The sequence below is a fragment of the Streptomyces sp. LE64 genome (assembly GCF_052606915.1).
Genome location: NZ_CP199708.1, coordinates 2,550,205 through 2,564,070, shown reverse-complemented (window position 1 = coordinate 2,564,070; position 13,866 = coordinate 2,550,205). Strand labels below are relative to the sequence as shown.

The window sequence follows — 13,866 nt, the reverse complement described above, 5'->3', positions numbered from 1 at the left end:
TGACGCGCCGGGACGTGGGACGGTTGCCGCACCTGTGGTACCCGTCCGCGTGATCGTGCGCTCCGGCGCCCGGGTGGTGTGCCGGGTGGACGAAGAGGCGTGCGGGGACCCCGTCACGGGTCCCCGCACGCCCGGTGCCGGTACGCGCCCGGGGTCAGCGCGTCGCGCGCCGCCCGTAGCGGCGCTCGAAGCGCTCCACGCGCCCCGCGGTGTCGAGCACCCGGGCGGTGCCGGTGTAGAAGGGGTGGCTGACGTTGGAGATCTCGACGTCGACCACCGGATAGGTGACCCCGTCCTCCCAGACGATCGTCTTGTCGCTGGTCGCGGTGGAACGGGTGAGGAAGGCGTGGCCCGCCGCCCGGTCCCGGAAGACGACCGGTCCGTACGGGGGGTGGATGTCGGGCTTCATGGTGTACCTGGGTCCTCTCCGGGTGGGGTGCCCGTCGTCGTGCCGGGCGGGGTGGGGGCGGGGGCGGTCAGCGCTCCTCGCGGAACGCGAGGTGACGGCCGGCCACCGGGTCGTACTTGCGCAGCGTGAGCCGGTCCGGGGTGTTCCGGCGGTTCTTGCGGGTCACGTACGTGTGGCCGGTGCCCGCCGTGGACCTGAGCTTGACGATCGGACGGAGTTCGTTGCGAGCCATGCCGACACTGTACTGAAAATGAATACCGTTTTCAAGTGGCGGGAGTGCAGGCCCCGGAACCGGCGTCCTCCGGGGCCTCGGGGTCCAGGGCCCGGGAGAAGTCCTCCAGGGCGGCCAGGAGCAGCCGCGCCCCGTGCCGGACCACGGCGTCGACGTGTCCGTCCCCCGCGCCGCCCGGGGTCGGGGCGGGTTCCCCGGGCGGCCCCGGGGAGCCCGCGGCCGCGAGGGCCTCGCGCACGGGACGCCAGTCGGGCACCCGGCGCTCCCGGACCGCCCGGGCCCCCTCGTCCACCGCCCGCCGCAGCGCCTCGGCCAGCGCCGCCGCACCGGGGACGGGCGTGCCGCCCCGCTCCGTCAGATGGGCCTCCAGCAGCATGGCCGCCCGGCCGAACCGGCCGAGGGCCCGCTCGGCGGCCCGGGCCCGCCCGGGCGCGAGCCCGCGGCTGCGGACCGGCTCGGCGGCGGCGCGGGCCACCGAGTCGTGCCAGGCGGCGCGCGCCGTCCGCGCCTTGAGCAGCGCCGCGCGCACCGCCGCCCCGTCCGGCCCTCCGCCGTGCGCCAAGCGCGGCTCGCCCGCCGGCGCGCCGTCCGGCCGCGCGCCCCTCGGCGCTCCCTCGTCCGCCGGGACCGCGTACCGGGCCAGGACGGTCGCGGCGTACCGGCCCACCGCGGTCAACCAGTCGGCGAGCCGGAACCGCAGTCGGGGCGTCTCCCAGGCCGGGTAGAGGGCGTAGGACAACATGGCGAGGAGGCCGCCGACCAGGGTCAGCACCACGCGCTCGGGGACGGTCTGCGTCCACTGTTCGCCGGCCATGCCGAGCAGCAGCACCACGTACGCGGCCAGGCAGGTCTGCGCCGCGAACTGGCCGGTGCGCAGCAGCAGGTACATCAGCCCGGCGCAGAGCACGGCGAGCGCCCCCAGGACCAGGCTGCCCGGTGCGGCGGACTGCACCAGCGCGGTGGCCAGCGCGACGCCCAGCAGGGTGCCGCCGAACCGGCCGACGGCGCGCGCGTAGGTCTCCGAGAAGTCGGGGCGCATCACCATCACCGAGGTCAGCGGCGCCCAGTACCCGTGGCCCAGCGGGAGCAGGCTGCCGGCCAGGTACCCGGCCGTGGTGACCGCGGTGACCCGGACGGCGTGCCGCAGCACGGGGGAGCGCCGGCGCAGTTCCCGTCGCACCTCGGCCGCGGCGGCCGGGACGAGGGCGACCAGCGAGGGACGCACCAGGCCGGTGGGCGCGGTGCGGTCGGCGGGCGGGTCGGCACCGGCGGTGGCGGCGAGGTCGGCCATCCGGTCCAGCAGTGCGCCCAGCCGCAGGGCGGCCCGGCGCGGCGGCCCGGTGAGCAGGCTGCCGGTGTCCGGGGTGCGGAAGGCGGCCACCGCCCACGCCGGCGCACGCACCGGCTCGGCGCGGCGGACGGCGTGCGCGGTGGCGTCCAGGACGGCGCCGGCGGCGGCGAGGAGCTCACGGACCCGGTCGCGCGCCGGGCCGGTGTCGGGGACCCCGAGGGCGGGGTCGGCGAGCGAGGCGAGGACGGGGCGGATGCGTTCGGCCAGGGGGCGCGGGCCGCGCAGGTCGGCGGGGCGGCGCCGGGCCTGGCGGAGGGTGACCGCGGCGGCCTCCCGGGCCGCTATCAGCGGGGCCGGGTCGAAGGGCGCCACCGGGTCGTGCCGCAGCCGGCGGGCGTAGTCGGCCTCGGCGGCGAGCGCGTCCGCGAGGGCGTCGCGCTGGGCGCCCCACCGGCGGACCGGGAACAGCACCACCAGGGCGGCCTGCACCAGCCCGCCGAGCACCATCATGGCGGCGTGCACCACGGCCTGGCCGATCGAGCTGGGCAGGGTGACGGTGATCAGCACGATCGCCACGTTGGTGGTGGCCAGCAGCCCGATGGTGGGGCCGATCGCCCAGGTCAGGCCGGCCAGGAAGGTCCAGGCGCCGAGCAGGGCGAGGAAGGGGCCGAGGTAGGGGTGGGCGAGGTAGCCGAGGAAGCTGGAGACGGCGAGGCTGGCGCCGGAGACCAGGGCGAGTTCGGGGCGCGGGCGCCAACTGCGCTGGAAGGTCGCGATGGCGGCCTGGAAGGCGCCGAAGGCGGAGCTGACGGCGGCGATCGGCCCGAGCGCCCAGAGCCCGAAGGCCGTCACCAGGGCGAGCCCCAAGGCGGCGCGCAGCGCCAGCAGCGGCTCCAGCCGCTTCCGTTCGACGGTCAGTCCCGACCGGGCGGACGCCCCGAGCGCCCGGAGCCAGCTCACGCGGACAGGATAGGGAGCGGGTCCGCCGGCGGCGGGCAACGACGGGAGCGCGGGGCGCGTCCTGTCCCGCGGGTGGCGGCTGCGGGAACGGGCGGCGCTGACCGGAACGGGGCGGGGACGCGCCGGGCGGGGGCGCGGGTGTGGGGGAGTGTGGGAGTTCGTGTGTGCGGGTCGCGGGGGGTGTGCGGCGGTGGGGGAAGGGAGGGTGCCGGGGTCGAACCGGGGCGTTCGGTCAACGCCCGCTGGTCGGTGTGGTGTTGATGCTCCGTGACGAGGGAGGCACGCCGCGTGCACGTGCAGCTGCTCGCGCACGTGCACGTGAAACACGGCTATGATCCGGGGCAGTTGACCGTTGCAGCAAACGCCACATCGGCCCCTGCGTCACTGGGAGCGACCCGTGCATGACATGTACAACGGCATGGCCGCCACACGGCTTCGAGGGGTGGTCTGGCAGAAGAGCCGGCACAGCAACTCGCAGGGGTCGTGCGTGGAGTTCGCGCGGCTGCCGGACGGCGAGGTCGCGGTGCGCAACTCCCGTTTCCCGGACGGCCCCGCCCTGCTCTACACGCGCGCGGAGATCGAGGCGATGCTCCTCGGCGTCAAGGACGGCGAGTTCGACCACCTGGTGACGGGCTCCTGAATCCGCCGGCGCGCACCCGGCGCCCCGCCCGCGGGCGGGTGCGTCCCCGTCGGGCCGGACCGTTCGCGGGGCGCGGTCGACCGTGTGCGGGCGGGAACCGGACCGTCCGGCCGGTATGCGCCCCCGGCGGTCCGACGTGCGGGAACCGCGCCCGGACCCCCGGACGCGGCAATCGCGCCCGGACCCCCGGAGCCGGGGCCCGGGCGTCCCGGAGCGCGGGGCCCGGCCCACGGCCGGCGCGGGGGTCAGAGCCGGAACAGCGCCCAGACGACCTTGCCGCCCGGCGCGCCGGCCAGCGGGTGCCACCCCCAGCCGTCGCTGAAGGACTCCACCAGGAACAGCCCGCGCCCCGACTCGGCGGCGGTGAACGCGTCCGCTTCCGCCCCGCCCGCGGCGCCCGCGGAACCCAGCGTCCCGCAGTAGCCGGTGACCGGGGACCCGGTGCTGGGATCGCGCACCGCGCAGACCAGGCGGTGGCCCCAGAGCATCAGGTGCAGCCGGACCGGGAGGAGGTCGCCGGAGGCGTCCACGTCGATCCCGGCCTGCGGCAGGGCGTGCCGCAGGGCGTTGGTGACGAGTTCGGACACGACGAGGTGGACGTCCTCCGAGCGTTCGTCCGCCGTCCACTCGGCGAGGGTGTCGCGGGTGAACCGGCGTGCCTCGCGGACCGCCTCGTAGTGAGGGGGCAGGGCGCAGGACGCGGAGCTGGACACCGCCGTCGGGTCGATGGGGGGAAGCCCCTGCCTTAACGGCTCCAGCATGGTCGATCCATTCATCCCCATGCGAGGCACTCCCGTGGATGCGCGGCTCTGGCATTACTCCGGTTGCTCGGTGGTGCACTCACCATGGTTCCGAATGCGTTGAGCAGATGCAAGGGCAGATGCACGTGCACGCGCCCGTTGTGGAAGGGACCATGTGTCTTGAAGAGGATTTCTTCCCGGGACTTCTTGTCTTGTTCTTCTGGCCCCGGAAGCCCTCTTTCTGCTTTCTGTAACCGAATGAGTACGGGCTGGAAGGTTTTAGTGGCAGACTTCGCAGCCTGAAGACGTTGGGGAGGCTGACGAGCGTGACCGCAGGCGAGTCGTGGGGGACTTCCCGGTCCGGGCCGGCCGGAGCCGCCGGGGGCGGCTCGGTGGTGCGCCGCATCCTGCTGGGGTCACAGCTCCGGAGGTTGCGGGAGTCCCGGGGGATCACCAGGGAGCGGGCCGGGTACGCGATCCGGGCCTCCGAATCGAAGATCAGCCGCATGGAGTTGGGACGGGTGAGCTTCAAGGCGCGTGACGTCGAGGACCTGTTGACCCTCTACGGGGTGAGCGCCGACGCGGAGCGCGGACCGCTCCTGGCGCTCGCCAAGGAGGCCAACGTCGCCGGCTGGTGGCACAGTTACTCCGACGTGCTGCCCGGTTGGTTCCAGACCTACGTGGGCCTGGAGGGCGCCGCCTCGCTGATCCGCGTCTACGAGGTGCAGTTCGTCCACGGACTGCTCCAGACCGAGGCGTACGCACACGCCGTGGTCACCCGCGGCGGTGCCGGCCCCGCCGACGTCGAACGCCGGGTCGCGTTGCGGCTGGAGCGGCAGAAGGTGCTGGTGTCCGAGCGGGCGCCGGCGTTCCACGTGGTGCTGGACGAGGCGGCGCTGCGCCGCCCCTACGGCGACCGCCAGGTGATGCGGGGCCAGATCCAGCACCTCATCGAGGTCTCGGAGCGCCCCAACGTCACGCTCCAGGTGATGCCGTTCAGCTTCGGCGGCCACGCCGGCGAGAGCGGCAGCTTCACCATGCTGAGCTTCCCGGAGTCGGACCTGTCGGACGTGGTCTACCTGGAGCAGCTCACCAGCGCCCTCTACGTCGACAAGCCGGAAGAGGTTGCCCAGTACGCGAACGTCATGGAACAGCTCAGGACGGACAGTCCCAACCCCTCGGACACCCGCGACCTTCTCCGGGGACTGCTCCAATTGTCGTAAGACACCAGTACGATGACGTTCCATCAGGCGCCGTCGCCCGAGCCTTCCTCCTGCGGTTGGGGATCACATGTCCTTCTTCACCGACCTGGCCCGCCAGTACGTCGACGGCGAGTGGCGGACCGGCAGCGGTTCCTGGGACATCATCGACTTCAACCCCTACAACGGCGAGAAGCTGGCGTCCCTGACGGTCGCCACCCGCGCCGAGGTCGACGCGGCCTACCGGGCCGCCGAGCGGGCGCAGCCCGCCTGGGCCGCCGCCGGCCCCTACGAGCGGCGCCGGGTGCTGGAACGGGCCCTGCGGATCACCGAGGGCCTCGCCGGGGAGATCGCCGAGGCCGCCGTCGAGGAACTCGGCTGCACCCGGAGCAAGGCGCTGCACGAGGTGCACCTCGCCGGGGAGTTCCTGCGCGAGGCGATCCACCTGGCCATGCGGACCGAGGGCCACATCGCGCCCTCGACGGACCAGGGTCGGGAGAACCGCGTCTACCGGGTCCCGGTCGGGGTGGTCGCCGTCATCAGCCCGTTCAACTTCCCCTTCCTCATCACCATGAAGTCGGTGGCCCCGGCGCTCGCCCTGGGGAACGCCGTGGTGATCAAGCCCAACCAGAACTCCCCGGTCGTGGGCGGGGGGTTGATCGCCCGGATCTTCGCCGAAGCCGGGCTGCCGGCCGGGCTGCTGAACGTGGTGGTGACCGACATCGCCGAGGTGGGCGACGCGCTGCTGGAGCACCCGGTGCCCGCCGTGGTGTCCTTCGCCGGCTCCGACCGGGTCGGCCGCCACGTGGCCGCCGTCGCCGCGAGCCACCTCAAGCGCTCCGTCCTCGAACTCAGCGGCAACAGCGCGCTGGTGGTCCTCGACGACCTCGACGAGGAGGGACTGGAGTACGCGGTGGACGCCGCGGTGTTCAGCCGGTACGTGTACCAGGGCCAGGTCTGCATGGCGGCCAACCGCATCCTGGTGGACCGACGGGTGCGGGACGCCTTCACCGAGCGGTTCCTGGACCGGGTGCGCGCGCTGCGCACCGGTGACCCCCGGGACCCCGGGGTGCACATCGGCCCGGTGATCAACGACTTCCAGGCGGAGGCCCTCACCAACCTCGTGGAGCAGGCGCTCGCCGAGGGGGCCACCGCGCTGGTGCGCGGCCGCACGGTGGGCAACCTGGTCGAACCCACGGTCCTCACCGACCTGCCCGCCTCCTCCCCGCTGCTGCGCCAGGAGATATTCGGCCCGGTCGCCCTGCTGATCCCCTTCGAGGGCGAGGACGAGGCCGTCGCGCTGGTCAACGACACCCCCTACGGGCTCAGCGGAGCGGTGCACACCGCCGACGCCGAGCGCGGGGTGGCCTTCGCCCGACGGGTTGACACGGGGATGTTCCACGTCAACGACAGCACGATCCAGGACGATCCGCTGGTCGCCTACGGCGGTCAGAAGTACTCCGGGCCCGGCCGCTTGGGCGGGGAGGCCACGGTCGAGGCGTTCACCACCTGGAAGTGGATCTCCGTCCAGCGCCAGCGGCACCCGTTCCCGTTCTGAGCACGCACGCACCCGGCCCCATGAGGCCAGGAGCTGACCTATTGCCGACCTAGGGTGCGGAACGTCAGCACGCGGACGGCGCGTGCGGAGTTCCCGGAAGGCGGCCCCATGGTCACCCACGTCCAGTCCCCGATCCCCGGCGACGAGCGGGCGGAACTGCTCGCCTTCGTCGAGGCCCAGCGCGGTGCGGTCCGACGCGCGGTCCTCGGACTCGACGAGGACCGGGCCGGGAGCCGGCCGTGCGCCAGCGAACTCTCCCTGGCCGGACTGGTGAAGCACCTCGCCGAGGTCGAGCTGGGCTGGCTGCGGCTGGCCCAGCAGCGGCCCAACGAACGGCACCGGGACGTGGCCGAGTACCGGAAGAGCTTCCACCTGGAGGAGGGCGAGACCCTGGCCGGGGTGCTGGACCTCTGGAGCGGGGTGGCGCGGGAGACCGAGGACTTCGTCCACTCCCTGCCCGACCTGAACGGGACCTTCCCGCTGCCCGAGGCGCCCTGGTTCCCGAAGGACGGCCGGGTGTCGATGCGCTGGCTCCTGGTGCACCTGGTGGAGGAGGTGGCCCGGCACGCGGGGCACGCCGACATCCTCCGCGAGTCCCTGGACGGGAAGACCGCGCTCGATCTGACGGCGCTGGAAGGGGGATACGCTGGTCAAAATTGACCAGCGTGCCCGTGGAGGTGGCGCATGTCGGCGATCCGACTGCTCGTGCTGGGGGCCGTCCGTCAACACGGACGGGCCCACGGCTACCAGGTGCGCAACGACCTGGAGTACTGGGGCGCCCACGAGTGGTCCAACGGCAAGCCCGGCTCGATCTACCACGCCCTGAAGCAGATGGCCAAGCAGGGCCTGCTGCTCGCGCACGAGGTGGCCCCCTCCACGGTCGGCGGCCCGCCCCGGGTCGAGTACGAGGTCACCGAGCGCGGCGAGGAGGAGTACCTCGCCCTGCTGCGCGAGGCCCTGACCTCGTACGACCAGAAGCCCGACGTCCTCTCCGCCGCGCTCGGGCTGATGGTCGACCTGCCGCGCGCCGAGGTCGTCGAACTGCTCGGCCGGCGGATCGCGGCCATCGAGCGCTGGCGCGCCTCCGTGCTGGAGTACTACGACCCCGCCCGGGGCCCGGAGCAGTTCCAGCACATCGGCGAGATCATGAACTTCTGGCTGCACTCCGCGGACGGCGGCGCCGAGTGGACCCGCGGGCTCATCGCCCGCATCGAGTCCGGCGCGTACTCCTTCGCCGGGGAGGGCGCGCCCTTCGTGGGGGTGCTCGGCGAGGGCGAGACCAACCCGTACGCCACCGGGGAGCACCACCCCGGCGACCGTCGTTGACGGCCGCCCGCCCCGGTCAGTGGTGGAAGCCGGTGGCGGCGGCCCGGTCGGAGACCGCGGTGCCGCCCTGCTGCCGCAGCTCCGGCAGCAGGCGCTCCAGGTCCGCGGCGAACAGGGCGGCCAGATCGGCCGAGAAGCCGTTGCGGCAGACCACCCGCAGCACGGCCAGGTCCTCCCGGTGCGCCGGGAAGGTGTACGCCGGCACCAGCCAGCCCCGCTCCCGCAGCCGCCGCGACACGTCGAACACGTCGTAGCCGGTGACCCCCTCCGCCGTGGTGAACGCGAACACCGGCAACTGGTCGCCCCGGGTCAGCAGCCGGAAGTCGCCCATCGCCTCGATCCGTTCGGCCAGCCCCCGGGCCACCGTCCGGGTTGCCTGCTGCACCGCCCGGTACCCGTCCCGGCCCAGCCGCAGGAAGCTGTAGTACTGCGCCACCACCTGCGCCCCCGGCCGGGAGAAGTTCAGCGCGAAGGTGGGCATCTCCCCGCCCAGGTAGTTCACCCGGAACACCAGTTCCTCGGGCAGTTCGGCCGCCGACCGCCACAGTGCCCAGCCCACCCCCGGGTACACCAGCCCGTACTTGTGCCCCGAGGTGTTGATCGACGCCACCCGCGGCAGCCGGAAGTCCCAGACCAGGTCCGGGTCGAGGAAGGGCGCCACCATCGCCCCCGAGGCCCCGTCCACGTGCACCGGCACGTCCAGGCCGGTGCGCGCCTCCAGCGCGTCCAGCGCCGCGCACACCTCGGCCACCGGCTCGTAGGAGCCGTCGAAGGTGGAGCCGAGGACCGTGACCACGCCGATGGTGTTCTCGTCGCACAGTTCGGCCGCCGCCTGCGGGTCCAGGTGGTAGCGGTCGCCCTCCATGGGCACCTGCCGCGCCTCCACCTCCCAGAAGGTGCAGAACTTCTCCCAGCACACCTGCACGTTGACGCCCATCACCAGGTTGGGGCGGGCCTCGCGGGAGGGGTAGCGGTCGGCGTTGCGCAGCGCCCAGCGCCGCTTCAGGGCCATCCCGGCCAGCATGCACGCCTCGCTGGACCCGGTGGTCGAGCAGCCCACGGCCGCCTGCGGGTCGGGCGCGTGCCACAGGTCGGCGAGCATCGCCACGCACCGCCGCTCCAACTCGGCGGTGCGCGGGTACTCGTCCTTGTCGATCATGTTCTTGTCGCTGCACTCGTCCATCAGCACCCGGGCCTGCGGCTCCATCCAGGTGGTGACGAAGGTCGCCAGGTTCAGCCGGGCGTTGCCGTCCAGCATCAACTCGTCGTGCACCAACTGGTACGCGGTCACGGGCGGCAATGGCCCGTCGGGCAGCCGGTGCACGGGCGGGGCGTCGACCATGTCGACCAGCGGGTTGGCGTCCCCGTAGAAGGGGTTCACCGACAGGCCGCGCCCGGCGGACCCGTCGGCACCTCGGTGCAGCGACACGTGCGCCTCCTGCGGTGGTGGGGGACCGCGGGCGCGGGGCGGGGCCGCGGGGGCCACGCCGAGGGGCCCACGGCCCACCGTAGGCCGGGCTTGCACCTCACGCGACGTGAGGAGGCACCGTGGGGGACGGACGAGAGAACGGGAGGAGGCCGACGTGGCCACGCACCACTCCGTGGGACAGATCGCCGCGTACGCCGGGGTCACGGTGCGCACCCTGCACCACTACGACGGGATCGGCTTGCTGTCCCCCGGCGGACGCAGCGCGGCCGGGCACCGCCGGTACGACGCGGCGGACCTGGACCGGCTGCAACAGATCCTCTTCTACCGGGAGCTGGGCTTCCCGCTGGAGGAGATCGCCGTCCTGCTGGACGACCCGACCGCGGACCCGCGCGAGCACCTCGGCCGTCAACACGGCCTGCTCACCGCCCGCATCGAGAGACTGCGGCGGATGGCCGCCGCGGTCGAGACCGCCATGGAGGCGCGCAGCATGGGCATCGAACTGACCCCGCAGGAGAAGTTCGAGGTGTTCGGGGACTTCGACCCGGACACCCACGCACGGGAGGCCGAGGAGCGCTGGGGCGACACCGACGCCTACCGCGAGTCGCACCGCCGCACCGGCGGCTACACCAAGGAGGACTGGGTCCGGGTCGGCCGGGGCTTCGACGCGATCCACCGCCGGATGGGGGACCTGCTGGTCCGAGGCGTGCCCGCCGACTCCGAGGCCGCCATGGACGTGGCCGAGGAGCACCGCCGGTTCATCTCCGACAGTTCCTACGCGTGCGGGTACGAGATGCACGCGGCCCTCGGCGAGATGTACGTGGCCGACGCCCGGTTCACCGCCACCTACGAGGCGATCGAACCCGGGCTCGCCCCTTACCTGCGGGACGCGATGCTGGCCAATGCCGCCCGCCACCTCTGAGCCGTACGGGTGACGGCCCCGGCGGCCGTCACCCGTGGGCCCTGGTCGCGGGGCACGCGCAGGGGGCGTGCCCCGCGACCGTGCGCCGGCGTCCGTCAGGGGCGTTCCGTCTCCGCGCACGACCGGCGTGCACGGCGCACCGGGGTTAGAGCGGGCTGATCACGCACGCCGTGCCGTACGCGCAGACCTCGGTGCCGACGTCCGCGGCCTCGGTGACGTCGAAGCGGAACATCAGCACCGCGTTGCCGCCCCGGGCGCGGGTCTGTTCGATGAGCCGCTCCATGGCCTGGTTGCGGGTCTCCACCAGGGTCTTGGTCAACCCCTTCAACTCGCCGCCGATCATGGACTTCAGCCCGGCGCCGATCTGGCTGCCCAGGTGCCGTGAGCGCACGGTGAGGCCGAACACCTCCCCGATCACCCGGTCCACCCGGTAGCCCGGCACGTCGTTCGTCGTGACGACGAGGACCTCCGCATCGGGGTCCAGTCCGCCGCCGTACTCGTCGATGCCCATCCGCGCGCCTTCCGGATCGCCCGTGTCGCCGCCCCGGCGGGGCGGGGCGCACAGACTAGCCCGGGCGGGCGCCGCTCGCACCCCGGGACGGTGTCCGGAAACCGCGGACGCCCGCCCCGCGTTGGTAGCTTGGAGCCCCCGGGACGTGCCCCGGCCCCGTGGCCGTGCGCCGCCCGTCCCACCACCCCCCTCCGACCCCAGGAGTCCGCTACCGTGACGACGCTCGCGCTCGGACCGAGTTGGCTCGACCCCGACTTCCTGCTCAACGAGTTCGGCATCTACGGTCTGCTGATCATCGTCTTCGCCGAGTCGGGCCTCTTCTTCGGCTTCTTCCTCCCGGGCGATTCCCTGCTGTTCACCACGGGGCTGTTGGTGACCACCGGGGCGCTCACCATGGACCTGTGGTTGGTCTGCACGCTGATCTGCATCGCGGCGATCGTCGGCGACCAGGTGGGCTACCTGTTCGGCAAGAAGGTCGGCCCCGCGCTCTTCAACCGGCCGGACTCGCGGTTCTTCAAGCAGGAGAACGTCCTCAAGGCGCACGAGTTCTTCGAGAAGCACGGCCCGAAGTCGCTGGTGCTGGCCCGGTTCGTGCCCATCGTCCGCACCTTCACGCCGATCATCGCCGGCGTGAGCGGGATGCGGTACCGCTCCTTCATCACCTTCAACGTCATCGGCGGCGTCCTGTGGGGCGCCGGGGTGACCCTGCTCGGCGCCTGGCTCGGCCGGCACGGCTGGGTGCGCGACAACGTCGAGATGATGCTGATCGGCATCGTCGCGCTGTCGGTCGTCCCGATCGTCGTGGAGTTCCTGCGCGCCCGCGGCCAGTCCAAGCGGGCCGCCGCCGGGGGCACCCGCCCGGACGACCCCACCGACCCCACCCCACGGGGTCGGCACGCCAAGCGCTGACCGGCCCGTACGGGGTCAGAAGCCGCGCGTCCGCTTGGCCGCGCGGCGCCGCCCCGCCGAGGCGGCCCCCGGCACCCGCAGGAACAGCCGGGACACCTCCGCCCCCAGGTTCACGCCGATCGCGATGGCGATGGCGAGGGCCGCCGCCTTGGTCAGCGACACCAGCCCCGCGTCCAGCTCGTTCTGGGCGATGCCGAGCAGCCCGAAGTAGGTCGCGGAGCCCGGCAGCAGCGGCCCGATCGCGGCCGTGACGTACGGCAGCGCCGAGGCGAACCGGTACCGGGAGAGCAACTGCCCGAAGAGGCCCACCAGCCCCGCCGCGACCGCCGTGGACGCCACCGGGGAGATCCCGCCGGCGTAGTGCAGCGCCCCGTACACCACCCAGGCGACCCCGCCGTTCAGCGTCACCAGGAGCACGGTGGAACGTTCCTGCTGCAACAGCACCGCGAATGCCAGCGTCAGCGTCATGGAGGCGGCGATCTGCCACCCCGGGCGCTCGATCACCAGCAGCGCCGCGTCCGGGTTGAGCTCCGCGCCCAACTGCACCCCGAAGTACAGCACCAGCAGCACGCCGGTCACGATGCCGACGAAGAAGTACATGACCTCCAGCAGCCGGGCCGCCGCCGTGATGTAGAAGCCGGTGAGCCCGTCCTGCACCCCCGCGACCAGCGCCCGCCCCGGCAGCAGCGCGAACAGTCCGCCGGTGATCACCGCCGAGGCCCGCACCTCCGCGTGGGCCAGGGTGAGCGCCACCCCGATCGCGGCGGGCGGCGTCGCGGCCACGATGAACTGGTAGAACTCCGGCAGCCCGCGGCCCGCGCAGAGCCAGGCCAGCCGGTCGCCCAGCACCGCGCCCAGCGCCGCCGCCACGAACACCACCAGGTCACCGCCGACCAGCACCGAGGCCGCGCCGGCGAGCACCCCGCTGGCGGCGGTGAGCACCCAGCCGGGGTAGGGGTGCCGGTTGCGCCGGATCTCCGCGAGCCGGCGGTACGCCTCCTCCAGCGACACCGCGTGCTCCGGATCGCTGATGTCGTCCACCAGCCGGTAGACGGCCGCCAGTCGGGTGTAGTCGGTGCCGCGCCGGCGCACCGTGCGGGAGGCCGTGACGGGGTCGTCCACCAGCGAGGGCTGGTGCGAGATCGACAGCAGGGTGAAGGTGACGTTGGGTTCGCAGCGGTCGAGCCCGTAGGCGCGGCACACGGCGAACATCGCCGCCTCCACGTCCTCGGCGCCCTCGCCCCCGGCGAGCAGCAGCTCGCCGATCCGCAGGGTCAGGTCCAGCACCCGGGGCACCGCGGGCCCGCTGTCGTCCTCGTGCCGCTGCACGGCCTCGGGTGCCGGCCGCTCGGTGACCGGCATCCGCAGCATGGTCCGCATCCGGTCCTGCCACGGCGCCTCGTCGAGCCGGACCAGCGGCACCCCGGACGGCGGGGTGAAGGCCGGCGGGGCGCTGCGCGCGCGGTACGTGCGCGGGGTGCTGAAGGCGGAGCCCTCCGGCTCCGCCGGCTCGGCGTCGACCGGCTCGGGGACCCCCGCGGGCACCGCGAACTCGGACGTGGTCTGGGAATCGTCCTCCACCGGCCCGGAGAGCGGTGCGATGCCGGACGGCGGGGTGAAGGCGCTGTGCGCCTCGTCGGAGTCCGGTTTGGCGTCCGCGCCGGGGTCGGCCGGGCCGTGCACCGCGTTCCGGGGCTCACGGGCGCTCGGCCCGTCCGGATGCTTCCGCTCGCTCACCGCGCC

At 73.5% G+C, this 13,866-nt stretch carries 14 protein-coding genes; 7 read left to right on the top strand and 7 right to left on the bottom strand.

What is annotated here, in order from left to right; all coding sequences use genetic code 11:
- Window positions 1–154 precede the first annotated feature (154 nt).
- The 3 genes from ACSMX9_RS11520 to ACSMX9_RS11510 form a co-directional block, all read right to left on the bottom strand.
- Entirely contained in the window at window positions 155–409 is a 255-nt protein-coding gene (locus tag ACSMX9_RS11520) for a type B 50S ribosomal protein L31 (RefSeq protein WP_351238263.1), read from the bottom strand.
- A gap of 67 nt (window positions 410–476) precedes the next feature.
- On the bottom strand, window positions 477–641 hold the full coding sequence (gene rpmG / locus ACSMX9_RS11515) for a 50S ribosomal protein L33 (RefSeq protein ID WP_445402129.1): 165 nt from the start codon (window positions 639–641) through the stop codon (window positions 477–479).
- A 31-nt stretch (window positions 642–672) separates the two neighbouring features.
- Window positions 673–2,892: an FUSC family protein gene (locus ACSMX9_RS11510; RefSeq protein ID WP_445402127.1), complete on the bottom strand. Its 2,220-nt coding sequence runs from the start codon at window positions 2,890–2,892 to the stop codon at window positions 673–675.
- Window positions 2,893–3,298: 406 nt separating this feature from the next.
- On the opposite strand from ACSMX9_RS11510, the gene ACSMX9_RS11505 reads away from it, so the two are divergent.
- Window positions 3,299–3,532: a DUF397 domain-containing protein gene (locus ACSMX9_RS11505; RefSeq protein ID WP_351238413.1), complete on the top strand. Its 234-nt coding sequence runs from the start codon at window positions 3,299–3,301 to the stop codon at window positions 3,530–3,532.
- A gap of 245 nt (window positions 3,533–3,777) precedes the next feature.
- Here the strand turns inward: ACSMX9_RS11505 and ACSMX9_RS11500 are convergent, their stop codons facing one another.
- Complete coding sequence (locus ACSMX9_RS11500; protein WP_445402125.1) at window positions 3,778–4,314, bottom strand: ATP-binding protein; 537 nt, start codon at window positions 4,312–4,314, stop codon at window positions 3,778–3,780.
- Window positions 4,315–4,598: 284 nt separating this feature from the next.
- On the opposite strand from ACSMX9_RS11500, the gene ACSMX9_RS11495 reads away from it, so the two are divergent.
- From ACSMX9_RS11495 to ACSMX9_RS11480, 4 genes are all read left to right on the top strand, one after another.
- Entirely contained in the window at window positions 4,599–5,495 is an 897-nt protein-coding gene (locus tag ACSMX9_RS11495) for a helix-turn-helix domain-containing protein (protein ID WP_351238270.1), read from the top strand.
- Between the two features lie 67 nt (window positions 5,496–5,562).
- Entirely contained in the window at window positions 5,563–7,029 is a 1,467-nt protein-coding gene (locus ACSMX9_RS11490; RefSeq protein ID WP_445402123.1) for an aldehyde dehydrogenase family protein, read from the top strand.
- 108 nt (window positions 7,030–7,137) lie between these two features.
- Window positions 7,138–7,689, top strand: coding sequence for a DinB family protein (locus ACSMX9_RS11485; RefSeq protein WP_445402121.1), 552 nt, complete (start codon window positions 7,138–7,140; stop codon window positions 7,687–7,689).
- A 24-nt stretch (window positions 7,690–7,713) separates the two neighbouring features.
- Complete coding sequence (locus ACSMX9_RS11480; RefSeq protein ID WP_445402119.1) at window positions 7,714–8,355, top strand: PadR family transcriptional regulator; 642 nt, start codon at window positions 7,714–7,716, stop codon at window positions 8,353–8,355.
- Window positions 8,356–8,371: 16 nt separating this feature from the next.
- Here the strand turns inward: ACSMX9_RS11480 and ACSMX9_RS11475 are convergent, their stop codons facing one another.
- Window positions 8,372–9,784 carry a glutamate decarboxylase gene (locus ACSMX9_RS11475; protein WP_445402117.1) on the bottom strand — a complete coding sequence of 471 codons (1,413 nt, stop codon included), beginning with the start codon at window positions 9,782–9,784 and terminating at the stop codon, window positions 8,372–8,374.
- A 154-nt stretch (window positions 9,785–9,938) separates the two neighbouring features.
- Here ACSMX9_RS11475 and ACSMX9_RS11470 point away from each other — a divergent pair, with 154 nt between their 5' ends.
- Window positions 9,939–10,703 (top strand): MerR family transcriptional regulator, encoded by a 765-nt coding sequence (locus ACSMX9_RS11470; protein WP_445402115.1) that lies wholly within the window; start codon window positions 9,939–9,941, stop codon window positions 10,701–10,703.
- A 145-nt stretch (window positions 10,704–10,848) separates the two neighbouring features.
- On the opposite strand, the gene ACSMX9_RS11465 is transcribed toward ACSMX9_RS11470, so the two are convergent.
- Window positions 10,849–11,214 carry a YbjQ family protein gene (locus ACSMX9_RS11465; protein WP_351238282.1) on the bottom strand — a complete coding sequence of 122 codons (366 nt, stop codon included), beginning with the start codon at window positions 11,212–11,214 and terminating at the stop codon, window positions 10,849–10,851.
- 213 nt (window positions 11,215–11,427) lie between these two features.
- On the opposite strand from ACSMX9_RS11465, the gene ACSMX9_RS11460 reads away from it, so the two are divergent.
- Window positions 11,428–12,123 (top strand): DedA family protein, encoded by a 696-nt coding sequence (locus tag ACSMX9_RS11460; RefSeq protein ID WP_351238284.1) that lies wholly within the window; start codon window positions 11,428–11,430, stop codon window positions 12,121–12,123.
- A gap of 15 nt (window positions 12,124–12,138) precedes the next feature.
- Here the strand turns inward: ACSMX9_RS11460 and ACSMX9_RS11455 are convergent, their stop codons facing one another.
- Window positions 12,139–13,806, bottom strand: a complete 1,668-nt coding sequence (locus ACSMX9_RS11455; protein WP_445402959.1) for a threonine/serine exporter family protein — start codon at window positions 13,804–13,806, stop codon at window positions 12,139–12,141.
- Window positions 13,807–13,866 lie beyond the last annotated feature (60 nt).

What these genes read in the sequence shown, in the direction of transcription:
- ACSMX9_RS11465 (WP_351238282.1), bottom strand. Translation starts at nt 11,214, where the DNA reads ATGGGCATCGACGAGTACGGCGGCGGACTGGACCCCGATGCGGAGGTC.
- ACSMX9_RS11500 (WP_445402125.1), bottom strand. Translation starts at nt 4,314, where the DNA reads ATGGGGATGAATGGATCGACCATGCTGGAGCCGTTAAGGCAGGGGCTT.
- ACSMX9_RS11480 (WP_445402119.1), top strand. Translation starts at nt 7,714, where the DNA reads ATGTCGGCGATCCGACTGCTCGTGCTGGGGGCCGTCCGTCAACACGGA.
- ACSMX9_RS11505 (WP_351238413.1), top strand. Translation starts at nt 3,299, where the DNA reads ATGTACAACGGCATGGCCGCCACACGGCTTCGAGGGGTGGTCTGGCAG.
- ACSMX9_RS11520 (WP_351238263.1), bottom strand. Translation starts at nt 409, where the DNA reads ATGAAGCCCGACATCCACCCCCCGTACGGACCGGTCGTCTTCCGGGAC.
- ACSMX9_RS11485 (WP_445402121.1), top strand. Translation starts at nt 7,138, where the DNA reads ATGGTCACCCACGTCCAGTCCCCGATCCCCGGCGACGAGCGGGCGGAA.
- rpmG (WP_445402129.1), bottom strand. Translation starts at nt 641, where the DNA reads ATGGCTCGCAACGAACTCCGTCCGATCGTCAAGCTCAGGTCCACGGCG.
- ACSMX9_RS11490 (WP_445402123.1), top strand. Translation starts at nt 5,563, where the DNA reads ATGTCCTTCTTCACCGACCTGGCCCGCCAGTACGTCGACGGCGAGTGG.